The organism is Xenorhabdus ehlersii (assembly GCF_003610465.1).
Classification (GTDB): Bacteria; Pseudomonadota; Gammaproteobacteria; order Enterobacterales; family Enterobacteriaceae; genus Xenorhabdus; species Xenorhabdus ehlersii.
Genome location: NZ_RAQI01000008.1, coordinates 62,613 through 77,500, shown reverse-complemented (window position 1 = coordinate 77,500; position 14,888 = coordinate 62,613). Strand labels below are relative to the sequence as shown.

Sequence of the window (14,888 nt, the reverse complement as noted above, 5' to 3'; positions counted from 1 at the left end):
AAACAGAGGCCAATTGGCAAAAGAGTCCGTTGTAAATCCAGCTGTTGTCGCCATAGAGACAACTTGAAAAAAAGCGTGATTCAATGCTTCCCATTCTGATTCATAAACGGAATGTTGCCATAATATCAGCATACAGATTGCCAATAGTGCCAACTGAATAGTAATGAACATCCGAAATTCTGGATCACGCCAGTACACTTTCAAGCTTCGTCCAGAAAGAACCGCAAAATGCAAACCAAAATTACAGCCCGAAATCAATAAGAAAATGGCAATAATCGTGTTGATGGCTGGGCTATTGAAAAAACCGATACTGGCATCATGGGTAGAAAACCCACCAATAGCGATGGTAGAAAAGCTATGAGAAATCGCATCGAATACCGACATTCCCGCAGCCCACAATGCCAGCGCACAGGCAATCGTTAACAAGACATAAATCAGCCAAAGCGTTTTTGCCGTTTCTGCGATACGAGGACGCATTTTATTGTCTTTCAACGGCCCCGGCATTTCTGCACGATAAAGCTGCATTCCCCCAACACCAAGCAGAGGTAAGATCGCCACAGCCAAAACGATAATTCCCATGCCGCCTAACCATTGCAACATTTGTCGATAGAACAAAATAGCCTTGGGAAGGGAATCAAGGCCAACAAGCGTCGTCGCCCCAGTTGTCGTCAAGCCAGAAAATGATTCAAAAAAGGCATCTGTGACTGAAAGATTGGGTTTTTCAGAGAAAATGAATGGCAATGCCCCCACACTTCCCAACACAGTCCAAAATAGGACAACAATCAAAAAGCCCTCTTTCGGCTTGAGCTCAGATTTTTGTTCGCGATTAGGTACCCACAATATTAAACCAATGACGAGAGCAAAGATGAATGTCTGGCTGAATGCCCTGCCTGCACCATCACGATAAATCAATGCCACCAATCCCGGAATAATCATTGTGACAGAGAAAAGAATGACAAGTAGTCCAACAATACGGGTTATGGCGCGAAAATGCATTCGGCTGGTTCCTTAGAAATCCGGTATGAAGAATAGTTATGATTTTGGCGTTAAAAACAAAGCACCACGGCTCAAGTCCCGTAATTTATCACCTATCTCACCAACAAGGGTAGCTGGCAGCGAGACTTGCAACGTGACATTTTCAGCATAATCACTGGCGATCACTTGCCCAGAGAATTGGTGTAGCAACTGTTCTACCATTGAAATATGCGAGTATTCACACTGTAACTGGTATAACTTCTGCGGTACTTTGTATTCGGTTTGCAACAGCTTCAGAGCTTGCTGTACCCCATTACCATAGGCTTTTACCAAACCACCCGTACCAAGTTTTATGCCACCAAAATAGCGAACAGATACAGCGGTAATTTCCCCCAGACCACTTCCTATTAACTGAGCAATCATCGGCTTGCCAGCGGTTCCGGTAGGTTCGCCATCATCAGAAAACCCTAACTGTTGGGAATCATCCGGCGCCCCTGCCACAAAAGCCCAGCAATGATGCCGAGCATCAGGATACTGCTCTTTGATGCTTTGGATAAATAACTTAGCCTCATCTACCCCGCTGGTGTGCTCCAGCAGGGTAATGAAACGACTCTTTTTTATTTCTTCAGTAAAGCTGACTGAAGCCGCAGGAATTAAATAAGGCTTCATTACGATAATTGTAATTCTCTGGTCATATTTTCAATTTTTCCATCGTGAATAACGATGTTATCTTCAATACGAATACCACCATAAGTTTTCAACATATCAATTTTTTTCCAATCGAAATGTTGACGATATTCGCTTTCACGCCACTGCGCTAATAAAGTTTCAATGAAATAGATCCCAGGCTCAATGGTCAAAACCATTCTTGGCTCCAGAATACGGGTACAGCGCAAATAAGGATGCATCTCCGGGGCTGCCAGATGGGTTCCTCTATCATCTTGCATAAACCCGGCCGCGTCATGCACCTGCAAACCTAAAGGATGACCGAGTCCGTGTGGGAAAAATGGTGTCGTCAATCCTGTCTCAACCATACCTTCATCACTGATCCCATGAACAATATCATGTTTTTTCAGTATGCTGGCTATACGTTGATGCATATTAATATGGTAGTCGGTATATCGAACTCCCGTTTTAATTGTGCCAATGAGCGCCTGTTGTTCTTCATTCAGATCCTTTATCAGTGAGGCAAAATCGTTATGAGGTTTTGCTACATAGGTTCTAGTGATATCCGCTGCATAACCATGATATTCCGCTCCAGCATCAATCAAAAAACTGCGTATTTCCGAAGGAATCGTCTGCTGTAATTTGCTGTAGTGCAAAACAGCCGTATTTTCATTCAAGGCAACAATATTATCATAAGGGACATCGGTATCACGGTGCCCTGTTGCCATCAAATAGAACATATTGATTTCGAATTCGCTCACACCGGACAAAAATGCATCATAGGCTGCCAGATGACCATTAACGGCCGTTTTCTGGGCCATACGCATACAAGCCAATTCATAATCTGTTTTATATGAACGATGATAATTCAAATAATCCAAAACCGCTTTTGGGTTGATATTGTGATCAAGAATACCCAAAGATTTAGCACACTCAGTTTGTTCACCAATATAAGCTGTATTCTGTTTTGCTAATCCATTCAGTTTTATATTGATATCTTCAGATTTTGCCAAATGAATCATTTCTATTTCGTCAGTCCAATAGCCATTGGGCAAGGGTTCTACGCTATGCCAGTAATCTACTGGTGAATAAAACCAGAGCTTAGGTTTATTGACTCCATCAATCCACAACCAGCAATTAGGCACTTTGGTCACAGGTACCCAAGCCTTAAAGTGTGCATTGACCTTAAACGGATAATGGCTGTCATCGAGAAAAACCCGTAATGATTCACCTGAGTGAATAAGCATGGCGTCAAGCTGAGTTCGTTCTAAGATTTCTCGGGCACGTTTTTGTAAGGTTTTAATATGTTCTTGGTACAGAGATGCTAACTTTTCCATCTTAATTAGCCTTTTGATTTTTTGGCAGGAGCTTAAATATTACCACAATTCATTATTGTGGGAGCTATCACGTGAAAAACACCTTTTCTAAAACTAAGCAGATATATTTATATTTTTCAAAGCACTAACAAAATATATTGCTCCCTGCCATAAATCTTACCTGTGATCCGCCCTACAAAAAATTAATCATCAGTTTGCATTAAATTAACACAGTAATCACAATCAACTGCATCTGGTCATACCAGATGGTATGCACTCATTGAGGAGAATGACATGCTCTACCTAAGTGAAACTATTCAAGTAAAATGGCTGAAAGATGGCATTGCTGAACTCATTTTCAATGCACCGGCTGCAATTAACAAATTAGATACAAAAACGGTTACTTCACTGGATAAAGCCGTTTCCACCCTTGAGCAAGAGACTAATTTAAAAGGGTTGCTGTTACGCTCTGAAAAACAAGCCTTTATTGTTGGCGCAGACATTACAGAATTTTTATCGTTATTCAGTGCGCCAGCAGAAAAACTGCACGAATTGCTGGATCTCGCTAACAATATCTTTAACCGCATAGAAGATCTCCCTGTTCCGACTATCTCCGCTATCAATGGCTACGCCCTTGGTGGTGGGTGTGAATTGGTACTTTCAACAGATTTTCGTATCGCATCCCCAGATCTTCGCATCGGATTGCCAGAAACTAAACTGGGCATTATGCCGGGATTTGGCGGTTCTGTTCGCCTGCCACGTTTGATTGGTACAGACAATGCTCTCGAAATCATTTCCGCAGGAAAAGATATTGGTGCTGAAGAAGCGCTGAAAAATGGCCTGGTTGATGCCGTAGTTTCTGCCGAAAAACTGGTTGATTCTGCCGTTTCAGTTCTGGAACAAGCTATTCGAGGAGACTTGGATTGGCAAGCCGCCCGTCAGCCTAAACTGATGCCTCTGACTCTCAATGAAATCGAACGTACCATGAGTTTCACCGTAGCAAAAGGTATGGTAATGAAGGTTGCTGGCCCTCATTATCCAGCGCCAATCACTGCGGTAAAAACCATTGAAAAAGCCGCTACACTGGGTCGCGATGAAGCCTTAAAACTGGAATCCGCCAGTTTTGTATCATTAGCGCACACCTCTGTCGCTCGTGCTTTAGTCGGCATCTTCCTGAATGAGCAATATGTTAAAGGGCTGGCGAAGAAACACCTGCAAACCGTTACAACGCCTGAACATGCGACTGTACTGGGTGCCGGGATCATGGGTGGAGGTATTGCCTATCAATCAGCGCGCAAGGGTATTCCTGTCTTGATGAAAGATATTAGTCAAAAAGCGCTGGATTTAGGTATCAATGAAGCGGCCAAATTGCTGAATAAACAATTTGAGCGTGGACGCTTAAATGCTATGAAGATGGCTAAAATTCTGGCATCCATTCATCCAACCCTGAATTATGCTGGTATTGAGAAATCCCAAATTGTTGTTGAAGCTGTAGTTGAAAATCCTAAGATTAAAGCTGCGGTTTTAGCAGAAACAGAATCACATATCAGCGATGACTGTATTCTGGCTTCCAATACCTCCACTATCCCAATCACTGAATTAGCAAAATCACTAAAACGCCCGGAAAACTTCTGTGGTATGCATTTCTTCAATCCAGTACATCGTATGCCGTTGGTTGAAATCATTCGTGGAGAAAAAACCTCAGATAAGACTATTGCAAGCGTTGTCGCGTATGCCAGTAAAATGGGTAAAACACCGATCGTTGTTAACGACTGCCCCGGTTTCTTTGTAAACCGCGTATTGTTCCCTTATCTGGCTGGTTTTGGCATGTTGCTGCGTGATGGTGGTGATTTCCGCCAAATCGACAAAATCATGGAAAAAGAATTTGGTTGGCCAATGGGTCCTGCTTATCTCATTGATGTTGTCGGTATTGACACCGCTCACCATGCACAAGCTGTCATGGCTCAGGGTTTCCCTGACCGCATGAGCCGTGATTATCGGGATGCCATTGATGTGCTATTTGAAAATCAGCGTTATGGTCAGAAAAATGGCGTTGGTTTCTATAAATATACCCAAGATAAAAAAGGCAAACCGAAGAAAGAGCTGGATGAAACTACCGATCAATTACTGGCAAGTATCAGCAAACCGAAACATACTTTCTCTGGTGAAGAGATCATTGCCAGAACCATAATCCCAATGATTAACGAAGTTGTTCGCTGCTTAGAAGAAGGTGTCATTGCCAGTCCAGCAGAAGCAGATATGGCACTGGTATATGGCCTGGGTTTCCCCCCATTCCACGGTGGTGTGTTCCGTTACCTGGATACCATGGGAACCACAGCCTACGTGAAGATGGCAGAAAGCTATGCTCACTTGGGCGCACTCTATCACATCCCTGCTGGCCTGAAAGCAAAATCCGAAAGCAATGAAAGTTACTACCCTGCACCCGCAGAACTTGCTGTTAATCCAGGTGAAAAAGCGTGAGGTCTGAAAACATGGAAAACGTAGTTATTATTGATGGTATCCGTACCCCAATGGGGCGCTCAAAAGGTGGTGTATTCCGTCAGGTCCGTGCCGAAGATCTCTCCGCACATCTGATGAAGTCAATACTCAAGCGCAATCCTACCGTTAAGCCTGAAGATATTGATGATATCTCTTGGGGATGCGTGCAACAAACACTGGAACAAGGGTTCAATATTGCCCGTAACTCTGCCTTACTGGCAGGTATTCCTCATTCAGTCCCTGCGGTAACCGTTAACCGCCTCTGCGGTTCTTCAATGCAATCCCTGCACGACGGTGCCCGCATGATTATGACTGGTGATGCCAATATTGTTATGGTCGGCGGTGTTGAACATATGGGACATGTGCCCATGACACACGGTGTCGATTTTCATCCCAAATTAAGCCGTAACGTTGCCAAGGCAGCGGGTGTTATGGGATTGACGGCAGAAATGCTGGCTAAAATGCACAATATTAGTCGCGCAATGCAAGATGAGTTTGCCCTACGTTCTCATCGACGTGCAGCAGAAGCGACTGAATCCAAGGCTTTCGCCAGTGAAATTGTCCCCATATATGGGCATGATGCTGATGGGAATATGAAACTCGTCGATTTTGATGAAGTAATCCGCCCAGAAACTAACCTAAAAGATTTGGCTGCGCTGCGTCCTGTTTTTGATCCAGTCACTGGCAGTGTGACAGCGGGGAACTCATCAGCACTTTCCGATGGCGCCTCTGCCATGCTGATCATGAGCGAAAGCAAAGCTAAAGCGTTAGGATTAAAACCTCGTGCTCGTATCCGCTCAACGGCGGTCGTTGGTTGTGACCCTTCTATCATGGGTTATGGGCCTGTGCCGGCCACACAAATGGCTTTGAAAAAAGCCGGATTAAGTCTTGCGGATATTGGCGTCATGGAACTAAACGAAGCATTCGCTGCACAATCCTTGGCTTGCATAAAAGGGTTGAATCTGCTGGATAGTATGGATGACAGAATAAACCTGAATGGGGGCGCTATTGCTCTCGGTCACCCATTGGGATGCTCTGGTACTCGCATTACAACCACCCTGCTTAACTTGATGGAACGTAAAGATGTTCAGTTCGGGCTATCAACCATGTGCATCGGGTTAGGCCAAGGTATAGCCACGATTATTGAAAGAGTATAGCCATGAAAACCTGGCTATAAAACATAGCTGACAATTGAAATTTATGGCTTTTAAAAAATTAACGTTTTCCCTTGTCTGTCTTGTCTATTGCATCACTCTAGTACGTTGTTGCCGTAGTTTCCCGCCTGTCAGGGGCGGGTTTTTTTTTATTTTTGTCGTCTTATCTTTTATCGGCAAATGGCTCAAATAAACTCAAATGCATCCCCATACATGTGTTCGATAGATGCATCACGCTCACTACAGAACCGTTCACGGGCAATTTTAGCCATCTCAAAACGGCCAGCAATGTAAATATCATGGTTTGCCAAACTGCCAAAATCTTCCAAAACTGCACTCAGAACTGTGCCCGTTCTTCCGCGCCAGTGTTCATCAACTTGTTCAACCACAGGTACAACGGTCAAATTAGGATAGTGCTCACTCAATGATTGCAACTCCGCCAAATCATAAAGGTGTTGCAACTCTCGTCCACCCCAATAGATGGAAATTTCACGATTAGGATTTTTTTCCAATGCAGCCAATAAGATAGATCGCGTATATGAGAATCCCGTTCCACCGGCAATCAATAACATCGGGTTTTTGCTGTCTTCACGAAACCAGGCCTGACCATGCGGAATATCAATATCAATGACTTTCTGATCCAGAATTCTATCCATTACCGCCATCGCATAGAGATTTAGCTCAGAAGCACCAATATGCAACTCAATTATCTGTTTTTCTGATGGTGGTGATGCCATAGAGAAAGGACGCTTATCCCTTTCATCCATAATCACCATTAAATATTGCCCTGCACGGAAAGAAAAAGGCGAATCAGGTAATAAACGAACCCGATAAACTGTATCTGTAATGGAGTCAACCGATGTTACTTTACAACTTAATATTGTCATGCGTTCCCTCTTATCGCTTCAAAATATCTAATTGATCCCAAATTTCATCGACACGGGCCCGAATCTCATCGCTCATCACTATCGGGCGCCCCCATTCCCTTTGTGTCTCTCCTGGCCATTTGTTCGTTGCATCTAACCCCATTTTTGAGCCTAACCCAGAAACAGGCGATGCAAAATCGAGATAGTCAATGGGTGTATTTTCCATTAAGACAGTATCTCTCTGCGGGTCCATTCGCGTTGTTATCGCCCAGATGACATCATTCCAATCTCGCGCATTGATATCATCATCACAAACGATAACAAATTTTGTGTACATAAATTGTCTCAGATATGACCAAACTCCCATCATTACTCGCTTGGCATGGCCTGCATACTGTTTTTTCATTGTAACGACCGCGAGTCGATAAGAGCAGCCCTCTGGCGGCAAGTAAAAATCCACAATTTCAGGAAATTGTTTTTGCAATATTGGCACCAAGACTTCATTCAACGCAACCCCTAGCACCGCAGGTTCATCCGGCGGACGCCCAGTGTAAGTGGAATGATAGATAGCATCACTGCGTTGGGTAATATGGGTTACCGTAAATACCGGGAACGTATCTACTTCATTGTAATAGCCGGTATGATCACCATATGGCCCTTCCGGTGCCATTTCACCCAGCTCAATATAGCCCTCAAGGATAATTTCAGCACTGGCAGGCACTTCCAGATCATTAGATATACATTTAACGACTTCCGTTTTATGCCCACGCAATAATCCCGCAAACGCATATTCAGACAAAGTATCAGGAATTGGGGTAACCGCCCCCAATATCGTGGCAGGATCGGCACCCAATGCAACGGATACAGGGAAACGTTCCCCCGGATGTGCCTGACACCACTCCTGAAAATCAAGCGCACCCCCACGATGTGATAACCAACGCATAATCAGTTTGTTTTTTCCCAATACCTGTTGGCGGTAGATACCCAAGTTCTGGCGCTCTTTATTAGGCCCTTTAGTCACCGTCAACCCCCAGGTAATCAAAGGGGCGGCATCTTCTGGCCAACAATGCATGACTGGAATACGGGTAAGATCCACTTCATCCCCTGCCCAAATCTGTTCCTGACAAGGCGCAGAGCTAAGGCGTTTGGTTGGCATATTCAAAACTTGTTTGAATTTAGGCAATTTATCGACCAAATCACGAAAGCCTTTTGGTGGCTCAGGCTCTTTAAGGAAAGCCAATAGCTTCCCAACATCATGCAATGCCTTCACATCATCCTGCCCCATTCCCATGGCAACGCGTTTAGGTGTGCCAAACAAATTGCACAACACAGGCATCGAATATCCCTTAGGATTTTCAAATAATAAGGCAGGGCCACCGGCACGAAGAGTACGATCTGCGATTTCAGTCATTTCCAGGTATGGATCAACTTCTATACGAATTCGTTTTAATTCACCTGATTGTTCCAACAAAGAAAGAAAGTCTCTTAGATCGCGATATTTCATATTGTTCATTCGTGCCGATTTTCAAGGAGGGAAAGCCATTATAATCCCTCCCATGAGGGTTACAAGGAAAACTCATAACCTGCTAAAAAGCAATGGATTTAGTGCAATAATTAATACATAGACTTTTACTGAAAATAAACACGATAGAATATAAAAAAATACGGCTTACACTTTAAATAACTTCTATCTTTACTGATGACCCTTTAGCACTGGTTTTGTTATGCTAAACATTCTATGTAATGGAGTCGAAATATTATGGGAAATTGGTATCTTCTTTACTGTAAACGTGGGCAAGTCTCTCGGGCACTAGAGAACTTAGAGCGACAGGACGTGATTTGCTTAACACCTACAGCCAAAATTGAAAAAATCATTCGAGGTAAACGAACCATCGTTACTGAACCTTTGTTTCCCAATTACCTGTTTGTTCACTTTGATCCCGAAGTTATTCATACTACGACCGTTAACTCAACACGTGGCGTCAATAATTTCGTTCGATTCAGCACTTATCCCGCCATTGTTCCACAAACATTAATTGATGAATTAATGTCTGTTACTGAGCAAGAATATATTGCACCTGAAACCCCAATTACTGGTGATACTGTATTGATCACTGAGGGAATTTTCGAAGGCATTCAAGCAATTTATAACGAACCGGATGGAGAAACCCGTTCCATTCTCTTGCTGAATATTCTTAATAAAGAAGTTTCTAAAGTTTTAGATAATAAATATTTCATCAAAATTTAATCAGAAAACGGGCAAAGTTAAAGTTGCCCGCCTTTATATCCCCAGGTTATTACAATAATCAGTATCTTTGTTCATGCAGCCACTGCGCTACACGCTTAGCAAAATAGGTCAGAACACCATCGGCTCCCGCTCGTTTGAAGCACAATAGCGATTCCATAATCGCTGGCTGCTCTTTCAACCAACCATTTTGAATAGCTGCCATATGCATGGCATATTCGCCAGAAACCTGATAAGCAAATGTCGGCACACCGAAAGTATCTTTCACCTGCCGTATCACGTCCAAATACGGCATACCGGGTTTAACCATGACGCTATCTGCACCTTCTTGCAAATCCTGTGCAATTTCCTGCAACGCTTCATCACTGTTTGCAGGGTCCATTTGATAGGTCATCTTATTGCCACTTTTCAAGTTACCGCTGGAACCAATAGCATCCCTAAATGGCCCATAGTAACAAGAGGCGTATTTGGCAGAATAGGCCATAATTTGGGTATTAACATAACCATCCATCTCAAGCTGCCCGCGAATAGCACCAATGCGGCCATCCATCATATCGCTTGGGGCAACAATCTCAGCCCCAGCTTCAGCATGGGACAATGCCTGCTTAACCAGAATATCTTTGGTAATGTCATTGATAACATAGCCATCCTGATCAATAACACCATCTTGCCCGTGGGTAGTAAATGGATCGAGTGCTACATCCGTCAAAAGACCCAATTCAGGAACTGCATTTTTCAGAGCACGAACAGAGCGCTGAATCAAGCCGTCTGAATTATAGGCTTCTTTCGCATCCAACGATTTCTTGTCTGCTTCAATGACTGGAAACAGAGACAAAACAGGAATACCCAGTCGGGCAATCTCTTCTGCTTCTTTCAGCAAAAGATCGATTGTCAGACGATACACTCCTGGCATTGAAGGGACTTCCTGACGCTGATTCGTTCCTTCCATAACAAATACGGGATAGATCAGGTCATTAACAGTAAGTTGATTTTCAGCAACTAAGCGGCGGGAAAAATCATGACGGCGCATACGGCGCATACGACGACCGGGAAATGCCCCCGGAAATACATAGCTCATATTGTTCTCCTAATGTAAAACCCAGCGATAAAGCGCTGGGTTAATAGTCATCACTTCATGATAATGATGTTAACACTATCAATTAGTTCGCGATAATTATGAATGCTCGGCGTCAGATTATTTTTTAAAATTGTCACCAATATCACTGTCTGATTTATCTTCCGGATTAATTAAATTACGGCGTCCCCATTTGCCAACATAGAAATGCGAAAGCAAAATTCCCAGTTCAAATAACAAATACATGGGAACCGCTAACAGAGTCTGGGAGAAAACATCAGGTGGTGTTAACAACATCCCAACCACAAACGCCCCAACTAAAATATAAGGACGTTTTCTCTTTAGTGATTCTGGCGTTACAACCCCACTCCAACACAGCAAAATAATGGCAATGGGTATTTCGAATGAAACGCCAAAAGCCATAAATAGCGCCATGACAAAGCTTAGATAATTGCTGATATCCGTCGAGATCACTACCCCGGCCGGCACAGTATTGATAAAGAAACCAAACGCAATGGGAAAAACGACAAAATATGCGAATGCCATTCCCAGATAAAACAATATGCTACTGGAAAACAATAAGGGCATAATCAAACGGCGTTCGTGCTTATACAGTGCCGGTGCAATAAAGGCCCATACTTGATAAAGGATCATCGGTGCCGAAACAAAGATAGACACCATAATGGTCAGTTTAATTGGTGTAAAAAAAGGTGATGCAACATCTGTTGCAATCATATTTGCACCTTTAGGTAATTGCTCCATTAAAGGTGCTGCAATAAGCCGATAAATGTCATTGGAAAAATAAACCAATGCCAGAAACACTATCAGCACGGTAATTAGGCTATTTAAAATCCGCTTACGCAGTTCAATCAGGTGACTGATAAGAGGTTGGGTATTATCCACAGACATGTTTCAGTGTTCGCCATTTGCTTGTTCAGGAGATTTTCTTTTCTGTTGCTCTGGTCTTAGGCTCGATCGCTCTGCAATGACTGGTTCCGAACTAGCCTGTTCTGAATTTGAATGCCTTACAACCGATTGAGACCCAGAAGAATGAAAATGCGTTTCGTCTTCCTCCAAATCCCTCATTTCATCCGGTTTCAACTGATAGGTATTTTTCAATGATTCAGCCGCTTCCTTCAACTCCTCCATTGATGCTTTCAGTTCTGGCGAAAGTGATTGCAGGTCGGCTTTTTCTTCCATTTTTTTCAGGGTGTCCTGAAGCTCTTGCAATTTTAGTTCCTGAGCAAGTTCATTCTGGACATTAGCCGCCAACGAGCGCAATACTCGAATCCATCCAGCCACTGTTTTAACCGCAATAGGCAAACGTTCCGGCCCCAAAACAACCAAGCCAATGATCATCACTAACAGTAGCTCACTAAAACCAATGTCAAACACGGTTTATACCTGCTCTTTGTCTTTACTTTTACTCTCTGATTTTTCAGATTGCGCAGCCGTGGACTTTTCAGTGAGGTTTTTAGTTTCGAACTCGGCATCCTGACTCATTTTTTCCGGCTGTTGTGGCTTTTCATCATCACTCATTGCCTTTTTAAAACCCTTTATTGATTCACCCAAGTCTGAACCCAAGGTACGAAGCTTATTAGTACCAAACAACAGTACAACAATGACGGCAATGATGAGCAATTGCCAAATACTTATACCACCCATACTGACCTACCTCTATTCATCAGAATATTACTAGTGATTTAATTATAAACGACGAACTTTATGTTCGAAAATAATGCAATTATATCAAGGATAGTGGCAAAACTACCTTCATTTAATATTCATCATTACTGAATTATTGATGTTTGCTTAAATGACGCCAGCCTAATCCCCATGATGCAATTCCGCTCCCTATCATCCCCCACGCCAGATGTTTCTGATCTATGATGAAAAACAAACTACCACAGATAAAGAGAGTTGCACCAATCCCCAACAAATAAAGAAATTTGCGCTGTCTGAGCTGTTGTTCCCTAAATTGTTGCGATATTTGATCAATGCTGCTCTGCAAACGTCGGTGCTGCTGGAGCGTGCCATATACCAGCTCTGGAAGCTCTGGTAACTTTTCCGCCCAATAAGGCGCCTTTTCTTTAAAGGCACGCACAATTGCGGGAAGCCCAACCTGATCATGTAGCCAATCTTCCAGAAAAGGTTTTGCTGTTTTCCACAGGTCAAGCTGAGGATAAAGTTGGCGCCCCAATCCTTCAACATACAACAGCGTTTTTTGCAGCAGAACCAACTGGGGCTGCACTGTCATATTAAAACGACGAGCGGTATTAAAAAGGTTTAGCAGAACATGCCCAAATGAAATTTCAGCCAATGGTTTTTCAAAAATCGGTTCACAAACGGTACGGATGGCAAATTCGAAATCTTCCACATTGGTATCTGCCGGCACCCAGCCAGAATCAACATGCAGTTCAGCGACCCGACGATAATCACGATTGAAAAAAGCAATGAAATTTTCAGCCAGATAGCGTTTATCATCTTTATTCAAAGAGCCAACAATGCCGTAATCGATGCCGATATAAGTAGGATCTTCCGGTTTGTCATAACTGACGAAAATATTACCGGGATGCATATCCGCGTGGAAAAAACTATCGCGAAATACTTGGGTGAAAAATACCTGAACTCCACGCTCAGCCAACACTTTCATATTGGTGTTCTGCGCCTCTAAAGCCGCGACATCTGACACGGGAATGCCATAAATTCGCTCCATCACCAAAACATTTTCCCGGCAATAGTCAGGATAGACTTCCGGCACGTAGAGCATTGAACTATCTTCAAAATTACGCCGCAATTGAATCGCGTTTGCAGTTTCACGCAATAAATTTAGCTCATCAAGCAGGGTTTTCTCATATTCTCTTACAACTTCACGCGGACGAAGACGACGACCATCAGGTAAAAGGGGAACCAAATTTGCCAGGCGATACATTAACCGCACGTCAGCTTTAATTACCGGCAGAATATCCGGGCGGATCACCTTTAGGACAACTTCTCTGCCATTCTCCTTCAACCGAGCAGTATGTACCTGAGCGATAGAAGCGGAAGCCAGTGGTTGTGGATCAAAATTCTCAAACCACGTTTCCAGCGTTCCCTCTAAAGCCGTTTCAATCGATTTTCGTGCCACTGCACCATCAAAGGGAACCACCCGATCTTGTAACATCGAAAGTTGATCTGCAATCGCAGGCGGGAACAAGTCACGACGCGTGGAGAGCATCTGGCCAAATTTGATCCACACGGGGCCGAGTTCTTGTAATGCTAAACGCAAACGTTCGCCGAGAGGTTTATCCTTATGCTTGTTAGGTATCCAAAACAGGAAATAACGCCCAAAACGCAACGGCCATGTCAAGCGAATATTAGGGATGAGTTCATCCAACCCGTAAGAAAGAAAAACTCGGATGATAAAGTAAAGTCGTCTAATTTCACTGGGTGTCATGTTTTTCCTCCAGTGCCGCCAACCGTTTTTCGAGTTGGTTCATCTGATTGGCAACGGCATTAACTTCTTCACTGAAATAAGCCACTTCCAACGCACTGGGAACCATTTCCCATTCTTCCGTCAATGATTCGGTGAAATACGTTTTCTTCCTTGCAATGGTATTGTTGGCAAATTCAAAACTTTTCTTCATCATCCGGGTAATACCTTCCGCGACAATATCACCAACATAAGGAGAAAGGTAATGCGCAGGGTCCCACTCTGACATATCCAGCAAAGCAGACCATTGTTGAATCACCTGCATGTCCCCTTCAATGACAATTTCACCGCTATTAATCAGGGTTGAAAGGCACTGGCGATCCTGTAGCTTGAGTAATGCAGGGAACGTTGCTTTCATTGAGCAATCCGCAGGTTCTGACCATTGGCTCAAAACATCCACTCGTTTCTCACTGAATATCAGTATCAAGGGTGTTTCGATTTCTTGCAGTTTAATGGACAGTATTTTACCTGCCAGTCTCAAGCGGGCAGGTTTTAATACAGCTTCGCGATATAACAGATGATTCAGGGTTGTTTCCAGAAAGGCCGTTACTACCGGAAACAACACCTTATCATTTGATGCCGCAGAACTCATACTATGGCTTGATGAAGGTGTTTCCATC

14 protein-coding genes (1 of these 14 only partly in view) are annotated in these 14,888 nt (G+C 43.5%); 3 read left to right on the top strand and 11 right to left on the bottom strand.

What is annotated here, in order from left to right; translation table 11 throughout:
* The 3 genes in view from trkH to pepQ are tightly spaced (at most 36 nt apart) and all read right to left on the bottom strand, a layout consistent with a single transcriptional unit that may run on beyond the window.
* Positions 1 to 996: the 5' portion of a Trk system potassium transporter TrkH gene (trkH, locus tag BDE27_RS18880; protein WP_099131521.1), read on the bottom strand. Its footprint begins 456 nt before the window's first position; 996 of the gene's 1,452 nt are visible here — the first part of the coding sequence; its start codon is at positions 994 to 996; the stop codon falls past the left edge of the window.
* Positions 997 to 1,032: 36 nt separating this feature from the next.
* Complete coding sequence (locus tag BDE27_RS18875) at positions 1,033 to 1,644, bottom strand: IMPACT family protein (protein WP_099131520.1); 612 nt, start codon at positions 1,642 to 1,644, stop codon at positions 1,033 to 1,035.
* Positions 1,644 to 2,978 (bottom strand): Xaa-Pro dipeptidase, encoded by a 1,335-nt coding sequence (pepQ, locus tag BDE27_RS18870; RefSeq protein ID WP_099131519.1) that lies wholly within the window; start codon positions 2,976 to 2,978, stop codon positions 1,644 to 1,646. The genes BDE27_RS18875 and pepQ overlap by 1 nt, the downstream gene beginning before the upstream one ends.
* 273 nt (positions 2,979 to 3,251) lie before the next feature.
* On the opposite strand from pepQ, the gene fadB reads away from it, so the two are divergent.
* Positions 3,252 to 5,438, top strand: a complete 2,187-nt coding sequence (fadB, locus tag BDE27_RS18865) for a fatty acid oxidation complex subunit alpha FadB (protein WP_099131518.1) — start codon at positions 3,252 to 3,254, stop codon at positions 5,436 to 5,438.
* An 11-nt stretch (positions 5,439 to 5,449) separates the two neighbouring features.
* Positions 5,450 to 6,613 (top strand): acetyl-CoA C-acyltransferase FadA, encoded by a 1,164-nt coding sequence (gene fadA / locus BDE27_RS18860; RefSeq protein WP_099131702.1) that lies wholly within the window; start codon positions 5,450 to 5,452, stop codon positions 6,611 to 6,613.
* A gap of 182 nt (positions 6,614 to 6,795) precedes the next feature.
* On the opposite strand, the gene fre is transcribed toward fadA, so the two are convergent.
* Complete coding sequence (gene fre / locus BDE27_RS18855) at positions 6,796 to 7,497, bottom strand: NAD(P)H-flavin reductase (protein WP_099131517.1); 702 nt, start codon at positions 7,495 to 7,497, stop codon at positions 6,796 to 6,798.
* Between the two features lie 10 nt (positions 7,498 to 7,507).
* Positions 7,508 to 8,980 carry a 4-hydroxy-3-polyprenylbenzoate decarboxylase gene (gene ubiD, locus BDE27_RS18850; protein WP_099131701.1) on the bottom strand — a complete coding sequence of 491 codons (1,473 nt, stop codon included), beginning with the start codon at positions 8,978 to 8,980 and terminating at the stop codon, positions 7,508 to 7,510.
* Between the two features lie 255 nt (positions 8,981 to 9,235).
* Here ubiD and rfaH point away from each other — a divergent pair, with 255 nt between their 5' ends.
* Entirely contained in the window at positions 9,236 to 9,724 is a 489-nt protein-coding gene (rfaH, locus tag BDE27_RS18845) for a transcription/translation regulatory transformer protein RfaH (RefSeq protein ID WP_099131516.1), read from the top strand.
* Positions 9,725 to 9,782: 58 nt separating this feature from the next.
* Here the strand turns inward: rfaH and hemB are convergent, their stop codons facing one another.
* The 6 genes from hemB to ubiJ form a co-directional block, all read right to left on the bottom strand.
* Positions 9,783 to 10,799: a porphobilinogen synthase gene (hemB, locus tag BDE27_RS18840; RefSeq protein ID WP_099131515.1), complete on the bottom strand. Its 1,017-nt coding sequence runs from the start codon at positions 10,797 to 10,799 to the stop codon at positions 9,783 to 9,785.
* 117 nt (positions 10,800 to 10,916) lie between these two features.
* On the bottom strand, positions 10,917 to 11,705 hold the full coding sequence (tatC, locus tag BDE27_RS18835) for a Sec-independent protein translocase subunit TatC (RefSeq protein WP_099131514.1): 789 nt from the start codon (positions 11,703 to 11,705) through the stop codon (positions 10,917 to 10,919).
* A 3-nt stretch (positions 11,706 to 11,708) separates the two neighbouring features.
* Entirely contained in the window at positions 11,709 to 12,191 is a 483-nt protein-coding gene (gene tatB, locus BDE27_RS18830; protein ID WP_099131513.1) for a Sec-independent protein translocase protein TatB, read from the bottom strand.
* A 3-nt stretch (positions 12,192 to 12,194) separates the two neighbouring features.
* Positions 12,195 to 12,461, bottom strand: coding sequence for a Sec-independent protein translocase subunit TatA (gene tatA / locus BDE27_RS18825; RefSeq protein ID WP_099131512.1), 267 nt, complete (start codon positions 12,459 to 12,461; stop codon positions 12,195 to 12,197).
* A 133-nt stretch (positions 12,462 to 12,594) separates the two neighbouring features.
* Complete coding sequence (gene ubiB / locus BDE27_RS18820) at positions 12,595 to 14,232, bottom strand: ubiquinone biosynthesis regulatory protein kinase UbiB (protein WP_099131511.1); 1,638 nt, start codon at positions 14,230 to 14,232, stop codon at positions 12,595 to 12,597.
* The gene (ubiJ, locus tag BDE27_RS18815; protein ID WP_099131510.1) at positions 14,219 to 14,887 is read right to left on the bottom strand and encodes a ubiquinone biosynthesis protein UbiJ; all 669 of its coding nucleotides are present in this window, start codon (positions 14,885 to 14,887) and stop codon (positions 14,219 to 14,221) included. The genes ubiB and ubiJ overlap by 14 nt, the downstream gene beginning before the upstream one ends.
* Between the last annotated feature and the right edge of the window lies 1 nt (position 14,888).

What these genes read in the sequence shown, in the direction of transcription:
- BDE27_RS18875 (WP_099131520.1), bottom strand. Translation starts at nt 1,644, where the DNA reads ATGAAGCCTTATTTAATTCCTGCGGCTTCAGTCAGCTTTACTGAAGAA.
- pepQ (WP_099131519.1), bottom strand. Translation starts at nt 2,978, where the DNA reads ATGGAAAAGTTAGCATCTCTGTACCAAGAACATATTAAAACCTTACAA.
- fadB (WP_099131518.1), top strand. Translation starts at nt 3,252, where the DNA reads ATGCTCTACCTAAGTGAAACTATTCAAGTAAAATGGCTGAAAGATGGC.
- fadA (WP_099131702.1), top strand. Translation starts at nt 5,450, where the DNA reads ATGGAAAACGTAGTTATTATTGATGGTATCCGTACCCCAATGGGGCGC.
- fre (WP_099131517.1), bottom strand. Translation starts at nt 7,497, where the DNA reads ATGACAATATTAAGTTGTAAAGTAACATCGGTTGACTCCATTACAGAT.
- ubiD (WP_099131701.1), bottom strand. Translation starts at nt 8,980, where the DNA reads ATGAAATATCGCGATCTAAGAGACTTTCTTTCTTTGTTGGAACAATCA.
- rfaH (WP_099131516.1), top strand. Translation starts at nt 9,236, where the DNA reads ATGGGAAATTGGTATCTTCTTTACTGTAAACGTGGGCAAGTCTCTCGG.
- hemB (WP_099131515.1), bottom strand. Translation starts at nt 10,799, where the DNA reads ATGAGCTATGTATTTCCGGGGGCATTTCCCGGTCGTCGTATGCGCCGT.
- tatC (WP_099131514.1), bottom strand. Translation starts at nt 11,705, where the DNA reads ATGTCTGTGGATAATACCCAACCTCTTATCAGTCACCTGATTGAACTG.
- tatA (WP_099131512.1), bottom strand. Translation starts at nt 12,461, where the DNA reads ATGGGTGGTATAAGTATTTGGCAATTGCTCATCATTGCCGTCATTGTT.
- ubiB (WP_099131511.1), bottom strand. Translation starts at nt 14,232, where the DNA reads ATGACACCCAGTGAAATTAGACGACTTTACTTTATCATCCGAGTTTTT.
- ubiJ (WP_099131510.1), bottom strand. Translation starts at nt 14,887, where the DNA reads ATGGAAACACCTTCATCAAGCCATAGTATGAGTTCTGCGGCATCAAAT.